Here is a 15,635-nt window from a genome sequence, read left to right as displayed (position 1 = left end):
AATCAGTTTGGACGATGGAAATGAGGCGAAAATAGAAAAGCTCTGTCGCTGGTGGCAGAGCTATATGTCGCCTTACAACGGTCGTCGAGCGATACATAGCCTTGTCAATCACCAACAACTAAGAATTTGATTTCAAATAGCTACATAAGAACACGACGCGCAAGTTTTACCATTTGCGACTCAAAGGCTCCATCAAACTGGATCCATCGCGTAGCGGCAATTGCCCTTCTGTTTCACAGATGTAGGCAAAAGCCGTTTGCGCATACGGATCACACTCTCTCCATCGCCTTATGTTGCAACGTGCGAAACATCGCGGTCTGGCGAATAGATGTCGAGAATGTTCCAATGCCCAGTCGTTGGTGTCGGGTTGTTGATCATTGGCACATCGAGCACGGTTGGCTTGCCGCTTGCGATTGCCGCCTCCAATGCGGGTAACAGCTCGTCGGCAGCGCTGAGTCTGTGCCCTTCCGCGCCGTAGGCACGCGCGATCTCAGCATAGCCCGGTCCGTTTGCCGGCGCTGCGGCTGATCCGGGGAATGTAGTCCCGTAGGTCAGACCGTAGTGTGCCTTTTGCAGACCTGCGATAGTGCCGAAGGCGTTGTTGTTCATGACCAGCCAGATAATGCCCAGATCAAGTTCGACCGCCGTTGCCAACATCGACGGGTTTTGACCGAAGCCACCATCGCCGACCAAGCTGAGTACAACGCGATCAGGTGCTGCCAGCTTCGCGCCTATCGCGCCCGGAGGGCCAAAGCCCATCGTCGCGAACCCGCCCGGAGTCAGGATCGAACCCGGCGTCAGGATATCGAATTGCTGTCCGACGCCGTTCTTGTTCCACCCTACGTCCGTGGTGATGATGGCGTCCTCGGGCAGAGCCTTCCGGGTATCTGCCAGAATACGCTCGGGCATCATTGGAAAGGCTGATGAAGTCGCCATTTCCACGTTGCGCGCTTTGAAGTCTGTCCGGAAGTCAGAAATCTTCTGCTCCAGCGTGGGGCGTTTAAAGCCCTCTGGATACATCTCGCGGGCAACCCGATTGAGAACGCGCAAGGCAACTTTGGCGTCCGCGACGACGCCGATCTCGGTGGGATAGTTCCGACCGATCTCCTGCGGTTCAATGTCGATATGAATGACCTTGGACCCGGGGATGTTGAACGTATAGCCAGGATACCAGCTGGAACAATCGGCCTCTTTGAACCGCGTTCCCACGGCAAAGATATAGTCCGCATTCAGACAGGACTGATTGACCAGTTCTGTACCCCAAAAGCCAGTCATTCCCAGCACAAGCGGATGGTCGTCCCGCAACGCGCCCTTGCCCATCAGAGAATGAGCAACGGGCAGCCCCATATGTTCAACGAACGCGCGCAACTCCTCGCTGGCTTGAGCTAGAAGGATACCACCGCCGACATAGGCGACCGGGTTTTCGGCCTGCGCCAGGGCCTCAATGATTTCACGCGCTGTTTCATCGTCAATCGACGGTTTCTTGAGCGCGCGCGTGTTGTCGCGGATACGGTCGAAGCTGTCCGCGGGGATCACTTCAGAGAAGATATCCATGGGGACATTGACCAGAACCGGCCCGGGCTGTCCGCTTTCAGCGAGATGAAACGCCTTTTCCAGAATTTCGGCCATCAGGTCTGCGCGGTCGACCCGCCAAGCGCGTTTTACGAAGGGTCGATAGATCTCCCACTGGGCGGCGTCTGCATGAAGGTTCACTTCCTGATGCGGGTGTTTGCCATAATAATGCGTAGGTATGTCCCCAGCGATCACGACCATGGGGATACAGTCCAACGCAGCATTAGCGACCCCGGTGGCGCAATTGGTCAGTCCCGGGGAGAGATGGGACAGCACCACCGAGGCCTTGCCCGTCACGCGGGCATATGCATCCGCCGCGTGGCTAGCGATTTGTTCGTGTCGTACTGTGACGAAATCGATGGGGCTTTCGGCAAGCGCAGCCAGAACCGCGATGTTCGTGTGGCCGCATAGACCGAACACATGCTTGACCTTACGGCGTTCGAGAAAGTCAACGATATGTTCGGCAACGGTTTTGCCTTCCAGTTTCGCTCCGTCCATTACGCGACCTCCTGTCCGTAGAACTCACCGAACAGGTCCGGCTCCGAGGGACGGTCCTCGGGGATCGGACGACTGACCCAGGTGTAGTTCATCATGTGTTTCATGGTGACGTTTTCATTGGTGATGTTGCCGCCCCAGATGCCGCAACCAAGGCTGCTGGTCATGGGCATGCCATTTGTCCAGGCACCTGCGTTGGCTTTGGACTGAGGCTGTCGCACCATCATTCGGCTGACCGGAGCCAGACGCGCGAGCCGATCGATATGATCGTCATTGTGGCTGTAGATGCCGCAGGAATGGCCCTTGCCCCCGGTGCTATAAATCTGGCTGACCGTTTCTAGCGCGTCATCGAACGTGTCGAAGTGGTAAAGCGCCATCAATGTGGTCAGTTTTTCCTTGGAGAACTTGTGCTGCGGCCCGATTTGTCCCTGATTTTCAACCATCAGAAACTTGCGATCTTCGGGAATGCTAAAACCGGCGACCTTGGCCGTTTGCTGCGGCGGGCAAGCGATGGTCGGGAACGTGCGGCTGCCCTTTTCATCCCACATGGCGGCTTCGAGCATGGCCTTTTCTTCATCAGAACACAGGTACCCACCTTCGGCCTCAAGCGCTTTGACCATATCGTCGTAAATCGAACGCTGGATAATGATGTTACCGTCGGCCGAACATCCCGAGCCAAAGTCAGAGGTCTTAGAGATGCGAGTGTTCTGCGCGGCGATGTCCAGATCGGCGGTCTCATCGATGACAATGGACGAATTGCCCGCGCCGACGCCATAGGCCGGACGCCCTGAACTATAGGCCGCTTTGACCATCGGCTTTCCACCCGTTGCCAAAGTCAGATCACAAATCTCCATCAGATGCTGCGTCAACGGGATCGATGGTTTGCGGATCGACTGGAACAGGTCTTCGGGGGCACCGGCGGCGCGGCAGGCCGCGCGCATGACCTCGACCATCTCAAAGGTGGTATGGGCGGTTCGCGGGTGCGGGCTAAAGATGACGGCATTCCTGGCGTTCGCGGCGGACACGCCGGTCACCGGTGGTGTCATCGCAGGATTGGTCATCGGGATCAGGGATGCGATGACGCCAGCAGGCTTGGCATATTTCACCAGTCCTTTTTCCTCATCCACCTCGACAATACCGGTCGATGGCGTGCGCAGGACATCGCGCAGCACCATGTGAATCTTGAACCGCTTTGCTGGACGTCCCGCACGATCTCCGATACCGCTTTCGTCCACGCCTTGCTGGGCCAGGCGGGTGAAGGTTTTCTCGTTTCCTGCGTACCACGCAATGGCCTGAGACAGGCGGTCCAGCCTGTCCTGATCCCAATCCTCGATCTCGGCCATGGCAGCGCGGGCGCGTGCCAGCATATCGGCCGCCATATTGCGGTCGTTTTCAGTGAGCTCTTTGCCCATGATAATCCTCTTGGTGTTTTGGAATTGCTGCATCGGGCATACGGCGCTGTGACCGCGCCTCGCCGAATGTTCGCTTGGCGTGGCTGAGACAGCGACGCGCGTGTTCTTCATACCCCAACTCGGCAACGCGACTTTGGTTGGGCAGTTCAATAGAATAATCGACGGGTGGCATCCGTTCGATGATGCCGGTGAAGTCAATCCAGCCTTCGCCAGGATAGAGCCGCGCATCGCGGGCAAGTTGGATCATGCCCTCGCGCGTATCAGCGATGCCGGGCAGGCAATCAGAGATGTGCAGGAAGTGAAACAGGTCCGAAGGGACGTGCAAAAGCTCCCCGAGATCCACTCGGCTGAGGTGCAGATAGAGCGTGTCGACCAGAATACCACCATTCGGCTGATCAGAGGCGCGGACAATATCCAGCGCCTCATCCAGAGTTCGAAGGCGGGAAAAGCTTGGGAACTCCAAATCCACCGTCAGTCCATAGGGTGCTGCCAGTTCGCAGGTCTCAGAATAGACGTCGATCAGAAAGTCACGATCATCGCGGGTGTTGGTCCACGCGCTCATGATCATGCGTTTGGCGCCGAGTTCCCCTCCTATCTCCAACGAGGGCTCAAAGCTGCGCGGATCGACATCTTCGGTGATGCGCGCAAGTTCGACATCAAGGACCTTCAAACCGGTAGTAGACAGAGCCGTTTTGGTCGCCTGTACCTGGGTCCTGTCGATCGGGGATTGGGTGAATTCGCCGGGCACATGCATCGGAATGAACCGAGGGCTGACGGCATCGTAACCGGCCCGCGCGGCGATATAGACCAGCTCGGGCGGCGTACAGCCAATCAGCGTCAGATGCGCCAAGGAATAGAGAGAGGGGCTTGTGCCAGCCTCTTCGGGTTTCACCATGAACGACAGCTCCACGTGTCTGCGAATCTAAAATTCATCACACGTAGTAAAAAATATCTGATATTTTTTAAAATATCAACTTTTAATACTGGGCAGGAAATGAAAATGCCCGGGCAATAGCCCGGGCGTGCTTAACCTTCGTATTGGCAAAGCTTTAGATAGTGACCCAGTCGCCTCCGGACTGGTGAGAGCGAACTGAGGCATCAATGAATCGAACACCGTCTGCGCCTTGATCGACACTGGGATAAGAGAGCCAATCGGCCGGAACGGCAACGCCATCCCGACGCGCGGCGACGGCCATGGCAAATTCCGTATAGAGATTGGCCCAGGCTTCAATAATCCCTTCGGGGAAGCCGCGCGCGGTCCGGATCAGGCGTTCCGCGTCGGGGCCGACGCCGTGCCCGTGACCTCGGCTGATGATACGATCCGGCTCACTAAACCGATTGAACTTCAGCTGTTCCGAATTCTCCAAGTCCCACTCGAGGCCTCCTTCGCTACCGAATATCCGCAACCGCAACCCACCCCGATTTCCGGGGGCAAGGCGCGTCGCCATCAGGGTTCCCGGAACTTCATTTTGGTAACGGGTGAACATGAAAACTGTGTCTTCCAAAGGCTTTGGCGCTCCGCAAACATGGAATTCAGCCCGCAGATCGGTCATCGGCAGACCCGAGACAAAACTGGCGAGATGCGCGGCATGGGTGCCGATATCGCCGACACAACTAGTCGGGCCTGAAATCTCTGGGTCCAGCCGCCACTTTACATGAGGCGCATCAGCCACATCGTCGGGTGTCATCCAGTCTTGCATGAACTCAACATGGATTTGGTTGATCTTGCCGATGCCGCCTTCTGCAACGATCTGCCTGGCCTGACGGATCACAGGAAAACACGACATCGCATAGCCGACAGCAAAGACCTGCCCCGTACGCGCAGTGATCTCCTCAAGCCCATCGGCCTCGGCGACCTCATTGGTCAAAGGCTTGTCGCACAACACGTCAATGCCCGCCTCCAGAAACGCTTTGGCCGCGCCGAAATGAACGTGGTTTGGGGTCGTGATCATGACGGCATCCACGCCATCAGGGCGCGCCGCCTCGGCCTGTGCCATCTCCTCGAACGACGCATAGCACCGGTCGGCCGGCAAGAACCATTCAGCCCCGCGCACCTTGCTGCGCTCGGCGTCAGAACTGAGCGCGCCTGCGGCGACTTCCCATCGGTCAGTCATCCGCGCAGCCGTTGCTTGCGTGACGGAGATACGTCCACCACCGACAACGCCCAGCCGCAAACGGCGGGACAAGCGGGGGAAAGGGCCGTCTAAGCTCAGGTCTTCGAGTAAAAGTCTCTCAGCCATTCTGAACCTCCATTTCCGGGACCCGTACGCCTTCCGGCAGCATTTCCACCGCCATGAAAATGCTGGGGGTAATTGTCTCGTATTGATGCCAGGGATAGTTGCCTTCGGCGTCATACATCGGCTTGTGCGTGGTGCCCGGGGCCATGAATTCTTCGAGATAAAGGGTCTCTACATCCCGCTCGCGGCATTGCTGCATTTTTCCAAAGCCTACGATTTGCGTGTGCACTTCGCGAAACCCCGGTACCGGGCAGAACGGATGATCTTTGTGCAAACCGACATTCAGCGGCACCGAGCCCGAGTGGTACATGGTCAGTCCAACGTTACCAACGAAGACCTTTGGCGACATGTAGTGGCTGACACCGCGCAATCGCTCCTCTTGGCGGACATCAAAAGCAGATGGCCACGTATCTTTCACCATTGCGAACAGTTCGTTGTCATCGGCATGGGCGTCGAAATCGTGAACAACCACAGCACGTTCCACGCCTTTGAGAGAGTTATCTTGCACAATGACAGACGAAAGCGGCGCAACGGCCTGATCCTCGACCGAGATATCCCGCTCCCCTAGGTTCAGAACAATTGCGCGACCTTCGACAGATATTCTGTCTTCATCGGTGATATGTTGGACGCGAAAGAATGGCTGGGCAAAGTCGAGTGTCTCAATCGGCACGCGCCAACTCCTTCCTCTCATCTCTCAGGAAATCGGTCGGCAAAGGCTCGGGTGCTTCGCAACGGCTTTCTATTGTCTGGTAGGCACCGAATCTCGGAGCCCGTTCAATTGCGTCCATGACCTCGAACACATGATAAGCCAGCGCTCCACTTGCACGGGGCTGGCGTCCTCCCTGTGCCGCCAGGGCCAGATCCAATAGGCCGAGGCCGCGGCTATCTTCGTTGAACCCGTGTTTGTTTTCGACCACCTGCCACGCGTCGCGACCGATTGGGCGGGGCTGATGAGACCAGCGCGAGGTTTCGCGCGTTTTAAGCCAGACATCGCCCTGAAAGATGTTGGCTCCGTGAACCGGGTCAGGGTCAGGGATGCTGATGGTGCCGTTTTCACCGTAGATCTCGAACCGCGGAGTTTCGCTGTCCCAAATGTCGAAGCTCATGGTCATTGACCCTATAGCTCCGGAAGAGAACTGAAGCAGGCTTAGGGAGTGCGTGTCGACTTCGACATCCATCCATTCGCCGTTGCGAGGGCCGTTTTCGATCATTCGTTTGTCGAATGTGCGTCGCGCCATTCCGGCGACCCGGTCAACAGGACCAAGGCAGCAGATCATGGCGGTCAGGTAGTACGGCCCAAGGTCCAGCAATGGCCCACCACCCGCCTTATAGTAGAAATCCGGGTTGGGATGGTGACGTTCCGTCCCGTGGGTGCCGACATGGGCAAAAACCCCTGTCGGTTTGCCAATGGCACCATCGTCGATCAAGCGCCGAACGGTCTGCCAGCGACCGCCCAGAAATGTGTCGGGTGCGCAGCCGACCAGTAGGCCCTTTTCAGCGGCTATGTGCAGGATCGCCTTGCCATCCGTTCGATTCATAACCAGCGGCTTTTCGGAATAGACGTGCTTGCCTGCGTTTAAGGCGCGCAGGCTGATTTCCGCATGCGCCGCTGGAATTGTCAGATTCAAAGCGCAGTCAATTGTCGGATCATCAAATACTTCATCTGGCGTGCAGGCCTTGGCGATGCCGTATTGATCTGCTTTGGCGCGGCTTTCCGAAGGATCAAGGCTTGCGCAAGCCACGACCTCGACGTTTGAGAATTTGGATAGTGTTTTTAGATAGATATCGCTGATACGACCACAGCCGATAAGGCCGACCCGGAAGGATTTCGATGTCTCACGTGTCATCATTCCTGTCTTCGTAGAGGGGTAAGTAATTCGGGGGCATGGGCCCTTTGTTCCGACCGCCCTGCCCCATCTGCTCCCAGGCATGGGCGAGAATTCCAACCGAGCGGGACAGGCAGAACAGCCCTCGCGACAAGGGGGCGGGAAAGCCGAGTTCGCAGAAGATCACAGCTGTCGCGCCATCGATATTCATGGTGATCGGCCGACCGCCGCGTTGACGGCCAAGCTCGGCCTGAACCTCTTCTCCGATATCGGCAAACCGGCCAGAAACTGTGCCTTCTGTCGCCGCATCTCGAACAAGTTGCATCAACCGGGGCGCGCGCGGATCAACAGGCTTGTGAAACCTGTGACCAAAGCCCGAGACGATCTTGCCGTAGGTCTCGCGCCAGCTGTCCAAGCCATCCCGAACAGCGTCATTCAGCGAAGCTCCCGCATCCATGCGGACCGCGATATCATAGTACAACTCTGCGCACTGCTCTCCAGCCCCGCCATGCACGTCGCCCAGCATGTTCACCGCAGTCGCCATCGCATTGTTCAGCCCGACCCCGCAGGTCGCAGCCATACGCGCCGCCGTGATCGAGGGGGCCTGCGGGCCGTGATCCACGCCTGCGACCAAAGCGGCCTCGAACAGGCGCGCTTGCGCGTCGCTGGGCAGATCGCCCCGCACCATAAGCCAGATCATCTGCGGGAAGGTTACATTCCCTATCAGGTCCTCTATGGCGTTGCCGCGAAATGCGATCTGTCCGGGTTTCATGTCGATGATGGAGGTACGCCACCATTGGCGAATGGCGCGCTCATCCATTGTCATGTTTTCATCCAACACGGTCATTGAGTCTGCACCTCTTTCACCGGCTGGGTTTTGCTTTGCGCGGCAAGGCGAATGGGTGCATTGCGCGCGCCATAACCGGCATAGCCCATGCGGCGTTCAACAATTTCGAAGAAGAAGCCGTTGAAGATGGGGCGGCTGTATATCTGAAAATACTCGGAACCCGCTGCCCGATCGTAGAGAATGTTGCCTCCGCGCAGTTGGGCAACCAAATCGTCATCCAATCCAAAAGCCGCTTGCAGATCAGCGTAGTAGTTTTCAGGGATGGACAGGCTGGGAAAGCCGGACTTGAGCAACTGGGCTGAGGTTTCAAAAATATCATCCGACTGGAAGGCAATGTGCTGAACACCAGCTCCAAAGCCATCTTCGAGGAATGACGCCGCCAGTGTTCGACGCCCAACGGCCCCGTTCAGGTTCAGGCGCACTTCGCCCTCAGGGCTTTCAATGGCTTGGCTTTGCACGACACCGGACGGGTCGGAAACGTTCACAATAGGAGACTTTGCCATCTCGAAAGTCGAAATGTAGTAGAGCAGCCAGCTTTGCATCTCATCATGGCGCATCGTCTGGGCCAGATGGTCGATACGGCGCAGTCCGGCAGGCTGGGTCGCTTTGGTTTTCGCGACAGGCTCGAACTCGATGTCCCACACCCGATGCAGATCGGATTTCTCATCGATGAAATGAACAACATTGCCGCCAACACCGCGAATGGCCGGGATATCCAGCTCTCCCGTTCCCACTGGCTGTGAGAAATTCGGCGCGCCCAACGCGGTCGCCCGCTGAACCGTCTGATCCGCATCTTTGACACGCAACCCCATGTCACAAACGGAGGGGCCGTGACCCAGGAACGCCGAATGGGCAAAACCTTCCTTTTCGGTATTCACAACGATGTTTATCGCGCCCTGCCGCCACAGCTCGACGGACTTGGTGACGTGTTTTCGCTCCATTCGAAAACACATTGCTGACAGCATGTCTGCCAGTTGAGCGCCGCTTACCTCATCAGCCGTAAATTCGACAAACTCAAAGCCCGACGCATAGACACGCTCCGGCAGGTCCGGGATGCCGAAATCGGCTCCCGGCTCGGTGCGGGCTACCTCATCCAGGAGGTTCACCAGCGACCTGTAGCTGTCTCGGGCCAGTGTTCGGCCACCGGGTTGAGGAGCTGCTTCATTGACGCGCGCAATGGACCAAGCCCCTTTGTACCCGGCGCGGGCCAACACCCGCACGAAGCCCGCAAGGTTCAGCGATCCGAGCCCGGGCAAAAGCCCGAAATGCCGCTTGAGCCTGCGGATATCCATCTCAAGCCGGGGTGCATCGGACAGTTGCACATGGAACAGCCGCTCTCCGGGATTGTCCCGAAGGCGGGCTGGTTTGGACCCATCGGCAAGCGAGAAGAAGGAATTCAGAGCCAGCCCGAAATGAGGGCTGTCGACAGCTTCAACGACGCCTAACGCCTGTTCATCCGAGTGAATAAGACCCGACCACGGCAAGCCCATATAGGCCAGACGCATCCCCATTTCTTTCGCGATCTCGGCCGCCTCGCCAAGATCTGCAATTACCTGTTCTTCGGTCGCAGCGACATCGACCTCGAAGGCAGACCCGATAAGCAGCAATTCCGTTCCCAGCTCGCTCATCAGGTCGAGTTTGCGTTTCAGCCGATCAAAGGCGCGCTCTCGTCCACCGCCGGACTGGCCTTCAAGGTTATGGAAGGGTTGCAGCAGGCAAATCTTAAGGCCGAGATCTGATGCAATGTTCCGAATTTGCGATGGCGGTCCGTCAAAAGCGGTCAAATCCGGTTCGTGTAATTCGACACCCCCGAATCCCGCGTCAGCGATAGCACTCAGCTTTTCAGCCAGATCACCGGGGATCGACGTTGTCGAAACCGACAGGCACATTATCCCTGATATCCAAACATACGCGGCAACCACAGGACCAGATCCGGCATCAGCATCATTATCACCAAGGCGAAGATGAGAACCGCGAGGAAGGCCCAGATTTCGGAGATGATTTCGCGCAGCGGAATGTCCGTCACGGCGTTGATCACAAAGAGTAGAATGCCATAGGGCGGCGTGATCAAACCGATCATTGAGTTCACGACGACCAGCACTCCGAAATGCACCAGATCAATCCCGAGCGCTTCGCAAGTTGGAATGAACAGGGGCACGATCACCAGGATGATCGTTGTTGCGTCTAACACGCATCCCAGCGCGAGGATCAGCAGGTTTACGAGGATCAGGAATACAATCGGGCTAACATCCGAACCCTCCAGCAGTGCCGAGATCGACTGTGGAATCTGTTCCTGAATGACGATGAAGTTCAGAATGAACGCGCCACCAATGACCACCCCGACGGCGGCGGAGGAGCGCGCGCTGTCGACGAACACTTGATAAAGGCCACGGAAGGTCAGCGCGCGGTAGAACAACGCTGCCAGTAGCAGAGCGTAGAATGCAGCAACTGCGGCGGCTTCGGTCGGAGTGGTGACGCCGCCATATATACCGTACAGCAGGATTGCGGGCATCAGCAGTGCCGGAAACGCGTTGGCGGTTTTAGCCGGCAATTCGCGCAGAGGAACAGGTTCTTCCAATGCAAAGTTCCGCTTTCCGGCCAGGTAATAGTTCATTGCCATGAGGACGACGCCCATGATCAGGCCCGGCAGAATACCGGCTAAGAACAGAGATCCGATGGAGGCCTTGGAAACGAGCGCGTACAAAACCATTGGGATCGAGGGCGGAATGATCGGGCCAATCGTCGCCGACGCCGCGGTAATAGCAGCAGCATAACCTCGGCTGTAGCGGCCATCCTTGGTCATCATCTCAATGATGATCTTGCCGATCCCCGCGGCATCCGCGACAGCCGAGCCGGACATACCGGAAAAGATCAGGGACGCTACCACGTTGACGTGCCCGAGGCCGCCCTTGAAACGACCGACAGCGGCTACGCAGAAGTTCAGCAAGCGGTCGGTGATCGACCCCGCGTTCATGATATTGGCGGCGACGATGAACAAAGGCACGGCAAGCAGGATCGTGCTTTTGTAGAAGCCTTGCAGGATTTTCTCGCCCGCGAGTGCGACGTCCAATCCGGCCGTGCCCAGATAAACCAATGAGGCCAAAAGGATGGAATAGCCGATAGGTGTCCCGATGCCTGCCAGAAGAAAGAGCGCGAGCAGGCAGGAAAGAAGTTCAAAGCTCATTTGCCTGCTTCCTCGTCGTCTTCACCGTCGACACGGGGATGATCGTCAACCACGTTGTACCCAACGACCAGTTCCAGCTCGGTTTTTGGTGGGCCATTTCGCAGGATGTCAAAGAACAACCACCCATACCGCGCAGCTACGACCAGCATGAACACCGCATAGATTGAGAACACGGTGCGCAGTGGTATCTTCTCACCCGAGAACGGATTGCGCACAGTCGAGGTTTTGCGGATTTTCATCCAGTCGATGTAGTCCCACGTCGGCAGGAAACTGTAGAGCATCCCGACTACGATCGCTGCAGCCGCCAGCATCGCAAAGACCTGACGCACGCGCATCGGCACAGACAGATAGATGATGTCAAACTTCACATGATCCCGCTCGCGCACGATGAAGGCGCAGCTGAAGAAGATTACCCAGACCCAAAGAATGCCGATGAGTTCAAGCGTCCAACCGGCGGGGGTGAAGAAATACCGCAGAAGAATTTGGAGAAGGAAGATTAGGAAGATTGCCGCCAGCATCCCGCCGGCAATCGCTTCGGTCAGTCGGGAGAACCCCTTTATGAAGCGTTTCATCGTGGTTCTCCTTCCCTTCTTCAGACGACCTTAGTTGCCCAGAGCATTGATCTGCTCAAGCACACCGTCGGGCCATGATCCGGCGAATTCACTTTCCAGATACATCGACTGTACCTGATCGCGGAACGCCGCGAGGTCGGGCTCGTAGACCTCCATGCCCTGCTCTTTCAGGAAGCTGACAAGGTCCTCTTCTTTCTGAAGCTGCTTCTGACGACCAGCTTCAGCCGCTGCGTCGGCAGCTTCCTGAACCTTGGCTTGCTGTTCCGGTGTCAGACCGTCCCAAACCTCTTTGCCGATGGCGATATAGTTCAGGTCAACCAGATGCGATGTCAGGACGATCTGATTGGTCACTTCGTAGAATTTGGCATCGACCACAGTCGGCAACGGGTTGTCCTGACCGTCAACGGCACCGGTCGACAGAGCTGTGTAAACCTCTGAGAACGCCATTGGTGTCGGGGCGGCACCCAGCGCTTTGCCAAGGAATTGCCACGCATCTGTGCCCGGCATCCGCAGGTTCACACCCTCCAGATCAGCCGGAGTGCTGACGGTCAGTTCATCCTTGGGCTGGCGCAGGTTCACCTGACGACGGCCCAGATACATGACCGACAGAAGTTTGACACCCAGTTCTTCTTCGGCTTTTTGCTTGAAGGCATCCATCAAGGGATCGTTGAAGACTGCCACCTGATGGGCGGCGTCCTGGTGGACATAGCCTGCGGTAAAGATCGAAAACTCGGGGAAGAACTGTGCCAGTTCCTGCGCCGAGGTGATCGACATTTCCAGGTTACCCCGGCTGATGGCGTCCAACTCCGTACCTTGGGCGAAGATGGTGCCGTTATAGCTGGGCTCATAACTTGCGAAATCGGCGACCATCGGCGCGAAAACCTCGGCCATAGCGACCGAACGCTGGTCGGTCTCCGATCCTGATGTTGCGAGGCGAAGTTGCACTTTGTCTTCCGCTAGCGCACCACTTGTCGCGCTAAACAGAACACCGGTTGCAACCAGGGCTGATACAGCAGCCCGGCGGGTAAGTTTGGTAATCACTTTGCTCCTCCCTGAGACATCATGATGCATATTTCCGATTCTGAGTTTTGACCTATTTTGGACATTTTGCAAGATTTTTTACAAAATATCAGATATTTTTTGTTACCTGCAATCTCTGCTGCTGTGTTTCCTGAAGGCTTCTTATCCTGACAGTCTCGCCAGTCCTGCAGGAATTCTGAATAGCTTCAATAACTTGAAGCGTTCTAAAACCTTCCCATCCAGACACAGTTGGATCTGCTTCGCGCCGAGCAACTTCAACAAAGTGCCTGAGTTGATTGACCAGAGGGTCAGATGCACCTTTCTTCAGCGCGGTTGATGAGATTGGCGTCCACCAATCCCTTTGCTCGCTTTGGTAGCTCCACAGTCGAAGATCGGGGACAGACAAAGATCCATGAGATCCACCTATCATGTAGCTGCTCTCAGTGGTCGACGGATAGATCGGATATTCCTGAGATGTCATCTCCCAGCTCCATGGAGCAACGATGCTGTCGGACACACTTATGGTCCCAATCGCCCCGCTTTCGAACGTCAAAAGCGCACCTGCAACATCTTCGTTGTCATAACCGCGTTGCGATGCAGCCGACTGAGCCTGTACGGTCGCGACTTCTCCGGCCAGGTACCGCAGCAGATCCACATCATGGACGAGATTGACCGAGATGGGACCTGCACCGGGTTTCTTCCGCCAAGGCGCAGCGTCAAAATACTCGTCTGGCTTATAGAACCAGCAACTCGCATGGACAGCGCGCACATCTCCAATCTTCCCATCAACAATGGCTTCCTTAGCCGACCTGATCAGAGGATTGTGTCGACGATGATGTCCGACCATCAGTGGCACATTGGCCTTCTCCGCTGCTTGAACAAGCTCCAGTGCAGCGGCGGCTTCCACGGCAATCGGTTTTTCGACAAGAACGGGACAGTCATGTCGAACACAGGTTAGGCCCTGATCAACATGAAGCGTCGTGGGCGTCGCAAGCACAGCTCCGTCCGGAGTTTGATTTGCAAACATTTCTTCGAGGGTCTCGTAACATGCGACCCCGTGCTCAACGGCGTAAGCACGGCCTTCGTCACTGGGATCAACGACCGCGACAAGATCAACATGGCGCAACGCTCGGATAGCATCTGCGTGGCGGCGTCCAACAAGGCCAATGCCGACAATGGCAATGCGAAAGTTCTTAGACACTTTGCTTCCTTCCGGAGGGTCTGGAATTCCCGAACCCGATGTATACGACTGAGCGGCATCGCCCAACTTGGCCACGACCGTATTGGGGTTTTCGCGATTCCGCAATAATGTATGATATTTTTATTTTTACCATACAGCAGTTTGGATTGCTGATGTCTCTAAAAAATGTTAATTGAACGAGGAAACGGAGAATATCGGGTGAAACGCATGGCGAAACAGCCGTCCACGATAGGTGCAAGCACGTATCAGCGCATCAAGCGGGACATCATCTTCGGGGAGCTGCAGCCCGGCTCCAAACTGAAGCTGGACGCCTTGAAGGAACGCTACTCGGCAAGCCTTTCGACACTTCGTGAAACGCTGAACAGGCTCGCTAGCGACGGATTTGTCGAAGCTCCCGAGCAACGGGGTTTCCTGGTCACGCCGGTTTCACGAGAAGATCTGACCGAGATTTCAGAGTTGCGCGTCCTGTTGGAATGCCACGCATTGGAGTTGTCCATTGCCAACGGCGACACGGATTGGGAAGGCAATCTGGTTGCCGCACACCACAAACTGCACCTGATGGAACAGCAGCTTCTCAGAGGAGATGATTCCGAAAAGGAGACCTGGAAACGGTATGATTGGGAGTTTCATCAGGCGATGATCGCAGCCTGCAACTCCAAGAACCTTCTGTCTCTGCACTCGATCATCTACGACAAATACCTACGGTATCAGATGCTCGTGCTGACCTATCGCGGCGAAGAGGCGGTCAAGGAGCACAAGGGCATGTTCGACGCCGCGCTGGCCAGAGACGCGAGCACCGCTAAGAAGCTGTTGAAAGATCACATTCGAAACGGTCTCTCACATACGCTTGAGGCTATGTAGCTCGCTGTTGTTTCTGCCTATCACCATCACCTGGATCAGCGACGCGGGGCCTGACGCGGCGTTCGCCCGCATGCACTTCGATGGTGAAGCCATAGACTTCGAATGATTGTGGGAATTGCCCCATGCTGCCGCCTCTCGTTTTTGGCAATATGCCATGGAAGCAAATGGCTGATCAGGGGCTATTTAAGGGGTCAGATGCAACGCTTACGATACTTCGGAATATGGAAGTCATCGAAGGTCCCAAAAACGACGAAAGCGCCCCAGATTTAGCATCTATTGGCGCTTCGGAAATTAAGTTGGTTGCGGGAGTAGGATTTGAACCTACGACCTTCAGGTTATGAGCCTGACGAGCTACCGGGCTGCTCCATCCCGCGACACTTTGCGTTGGCCTATCGCTTACGCTACTTG

General features: G+C 56.4%; 13 protein-coding genes and 1 tRNA gene. 1 reads left to right on the top strand and 13 read right to left on the bottom strand.

Features of this window, described 5'->3' with window-relative positions:
• Nucleotides 1-288: 288 nt before the first annotated feature.
• The 12 genes from ACR0NF_RS18540 to ACR0NF_RS18485 form a co-directional block, all read right to left on the bottom strand.
• A complete protein-coding gene (locus ACR0NF_RS18540; protein WP_480778755.1) occupies nt 289-2,070 on the bottom strand; it encodes a thiamine pyrophosphate-binding protein in 1,782 nt (593 codons plus the stop codon).
• Nucleotides 2,070-3,479 carry an aldehyde dehydrogenase family protein gene (locus tag ACR0NF_RS18535; protein WP_480778754.1) on the bottom strand — a complete coding sequence of 470 codons (1,410 nt, stop codon included), beginning with the start codon at nt 3,477-3,479 and terminating at the stop codon, nt 2,070-2,072. The genes ACR0NF_RS18540 and ACR0NF_RS18535 overlap by 1 nt, the downstream gene beginning before the upstream one ends.
• Nucleotides 3,460-4,374 carry a sugar phosphate isomerase/epimerase family protein gene (locus ACR0NF_RS18530; protein ID WP_480778753.1) on the bottom strand — a complete coding sequence of 305 codons (915 nt, stop codon included), beginning with the start codon at nt 4,372-4,374 and terminating at the stop codon, nt 3,460-3,462. Before ACR0NF_RS18530 ends, ACR0NF_RS18535 begins: the two co-directional genes overlap by 20 nt.
• Nucleotides 4,375-4,528: 154 nt before the next feature.
• Complete coding sequence (locus tag ACR0NF_RS18525; RefSeq protein WP_480778752.1) at nt 4,529-5,719, bottom strand: Gfo/Idh/MocA family protein; 1,191 nt, start codon at nt 5,717-5,719, stop codon at nt 4,529-4,531.
• A complete protein-coding gene (locus ACR0NF_RS18520; RefSeq protein ID WP_480470780.1) occupies nt 5,712-6,386 on the bottom strand; it encodes a hypothetical protein in 675 nt (224 codons plus the stop codon). The genes ACR0NF_RS18525 and ACR0NF_RS18520 overlap by 8 nt, the downstream gene beginning before the upstream one ends.
• Nucleotides 6,376-7,563, bottom strand: coding sequence for a Gfo/Idh/MocA family protein (locus ACR0NF_RS18515; protein ID WP_480668074.1), 1,188 nt, complete (start codon nt 7,561-7,563; stop codon nt 6,376-6,378). Before ACR0NF_RS18515 ends, ACR0NF_RS18520 begins: the two co-directional genes overlap by 11 nt.
• Nucleotides 7,553-8,389 carry a citryl-CoA lyase gene (locus ACR0NF_RS18510; protein WP_480668075.1) on the bottom strand — a complete coding sequence of 279 codons (837 nt, stop codon included), beginning with the start codon at nt 8,387-8,389 and terminating at the stop codon, nt 7,553-7,555. Before ACR0NF_RS18510 ends, ACR0NF_RS18515 begins: the two co-directional genes overlap by 11 nt.
• Complete coding sequence (locus ACR0NF_RS18505; RefSeq protein WP_480778751.1) at nt 8,386-10,278, bottom strand: bifunctional sugar phosphate isomerase/epimerase/4-hydroxyphenylpyruvate dioxygenase family protein; 1,893 nt, start codon at nt 10,276-10,278, stop codon at nt 8,386-8,388. Before ACR0NF_RS18505 ends, ACR0NF_RS18510 begins: the two co-directional genes overlap by 4 nt.
• Complete coding sequence (locus tag ACR0NF_RS18500) at nt 10,278-11,573, bottom strand: TRAP transporter large permease (RefSeq protein ID WP_170328647.1); 1,296 nt, start codon at nt 11,571-11,573, stop codon at nt 10,278-10,280. The genes ACR0NF_RS18505 and ACR0NF_RS18500 overlap by 1 nt, the downstream gene beginning before the upstream one ends.
• Complete coding sequence (locus tag ACR0NF_RS18495; RefSeq protein ID WP_480778750.1) at nt 11,570-12,145, bottom strand: TRAP transporter small permease; 576 nt, start codon at nt 12,143-12,145, stop codon at nt 11,570-11,572. Before ACR0NF_RS18495 ends, ACR0NF_RS18500 begins: the two co-directional genes overlap by 4 nt.
• 30 nt (nt 12,146-12,175) lie before the next feature.
• Nucleotides 12,176-13,186, bottom strand: coding sequence for a TRAP transporter substrate-binding protein DctP (dctP, locus tag ACR0NF_RS18490; protein WP_480593875.1), 1,011 nt, complete (start codon nt 13,184-13,186; stop codon nt 12,176-12,178).
• Between the two features lie 88 nt (nt 13,187-13,274).
• On the bottom strand, nt 13,275-14,366 hold the full coding sequence (locus ACR0NF_RS18485; RefSeq protein ID WP_480778749.1) for a Gfo/Idh/MocA family protein: 1,092 nt from the start codon (nt 14,364-14,366) through the stop codon (nt 13,275-13,277).
• Between the two features lie 207 nt (nt 14,367-14,573).
• On the opposite strand from ACR0NF_RS18485, the gene ACR0NF_RS18480 reads away from it, so the two are divergent.
• Nucleotides 14,574-15,227, top strand: coding sequence for a GntR family transcriptional regulator (locus ACR0NF_RS18480; protein WP_480470787.1), 654 nt, complete (start codon nt 14,574-14,576; stop codon nt 15,225-15,227).
• Between the two features lie 297 nt (nt 15,228-15,524).
• Here the strand turns inward: ACR0NF_RS18480 and ACR0NF_RS18475 are convergent.
• Nucleotides 15,525-15,601: transfer RNA gene (locus ACR0NF_RS18475), tRNA-Met, on the bottom strand.
• Nucleotides 15,602-15,635: the final 34 nt, after the last annotated feature.

This window comes from Ruegeria sp. CF4, from assembly GCF_056537345.1.
The sequence above is the reverse complement of the archived record's forward strand: the minus strand, read 5'-3'. Positions and strand labels throughout refer to the sequence as shown.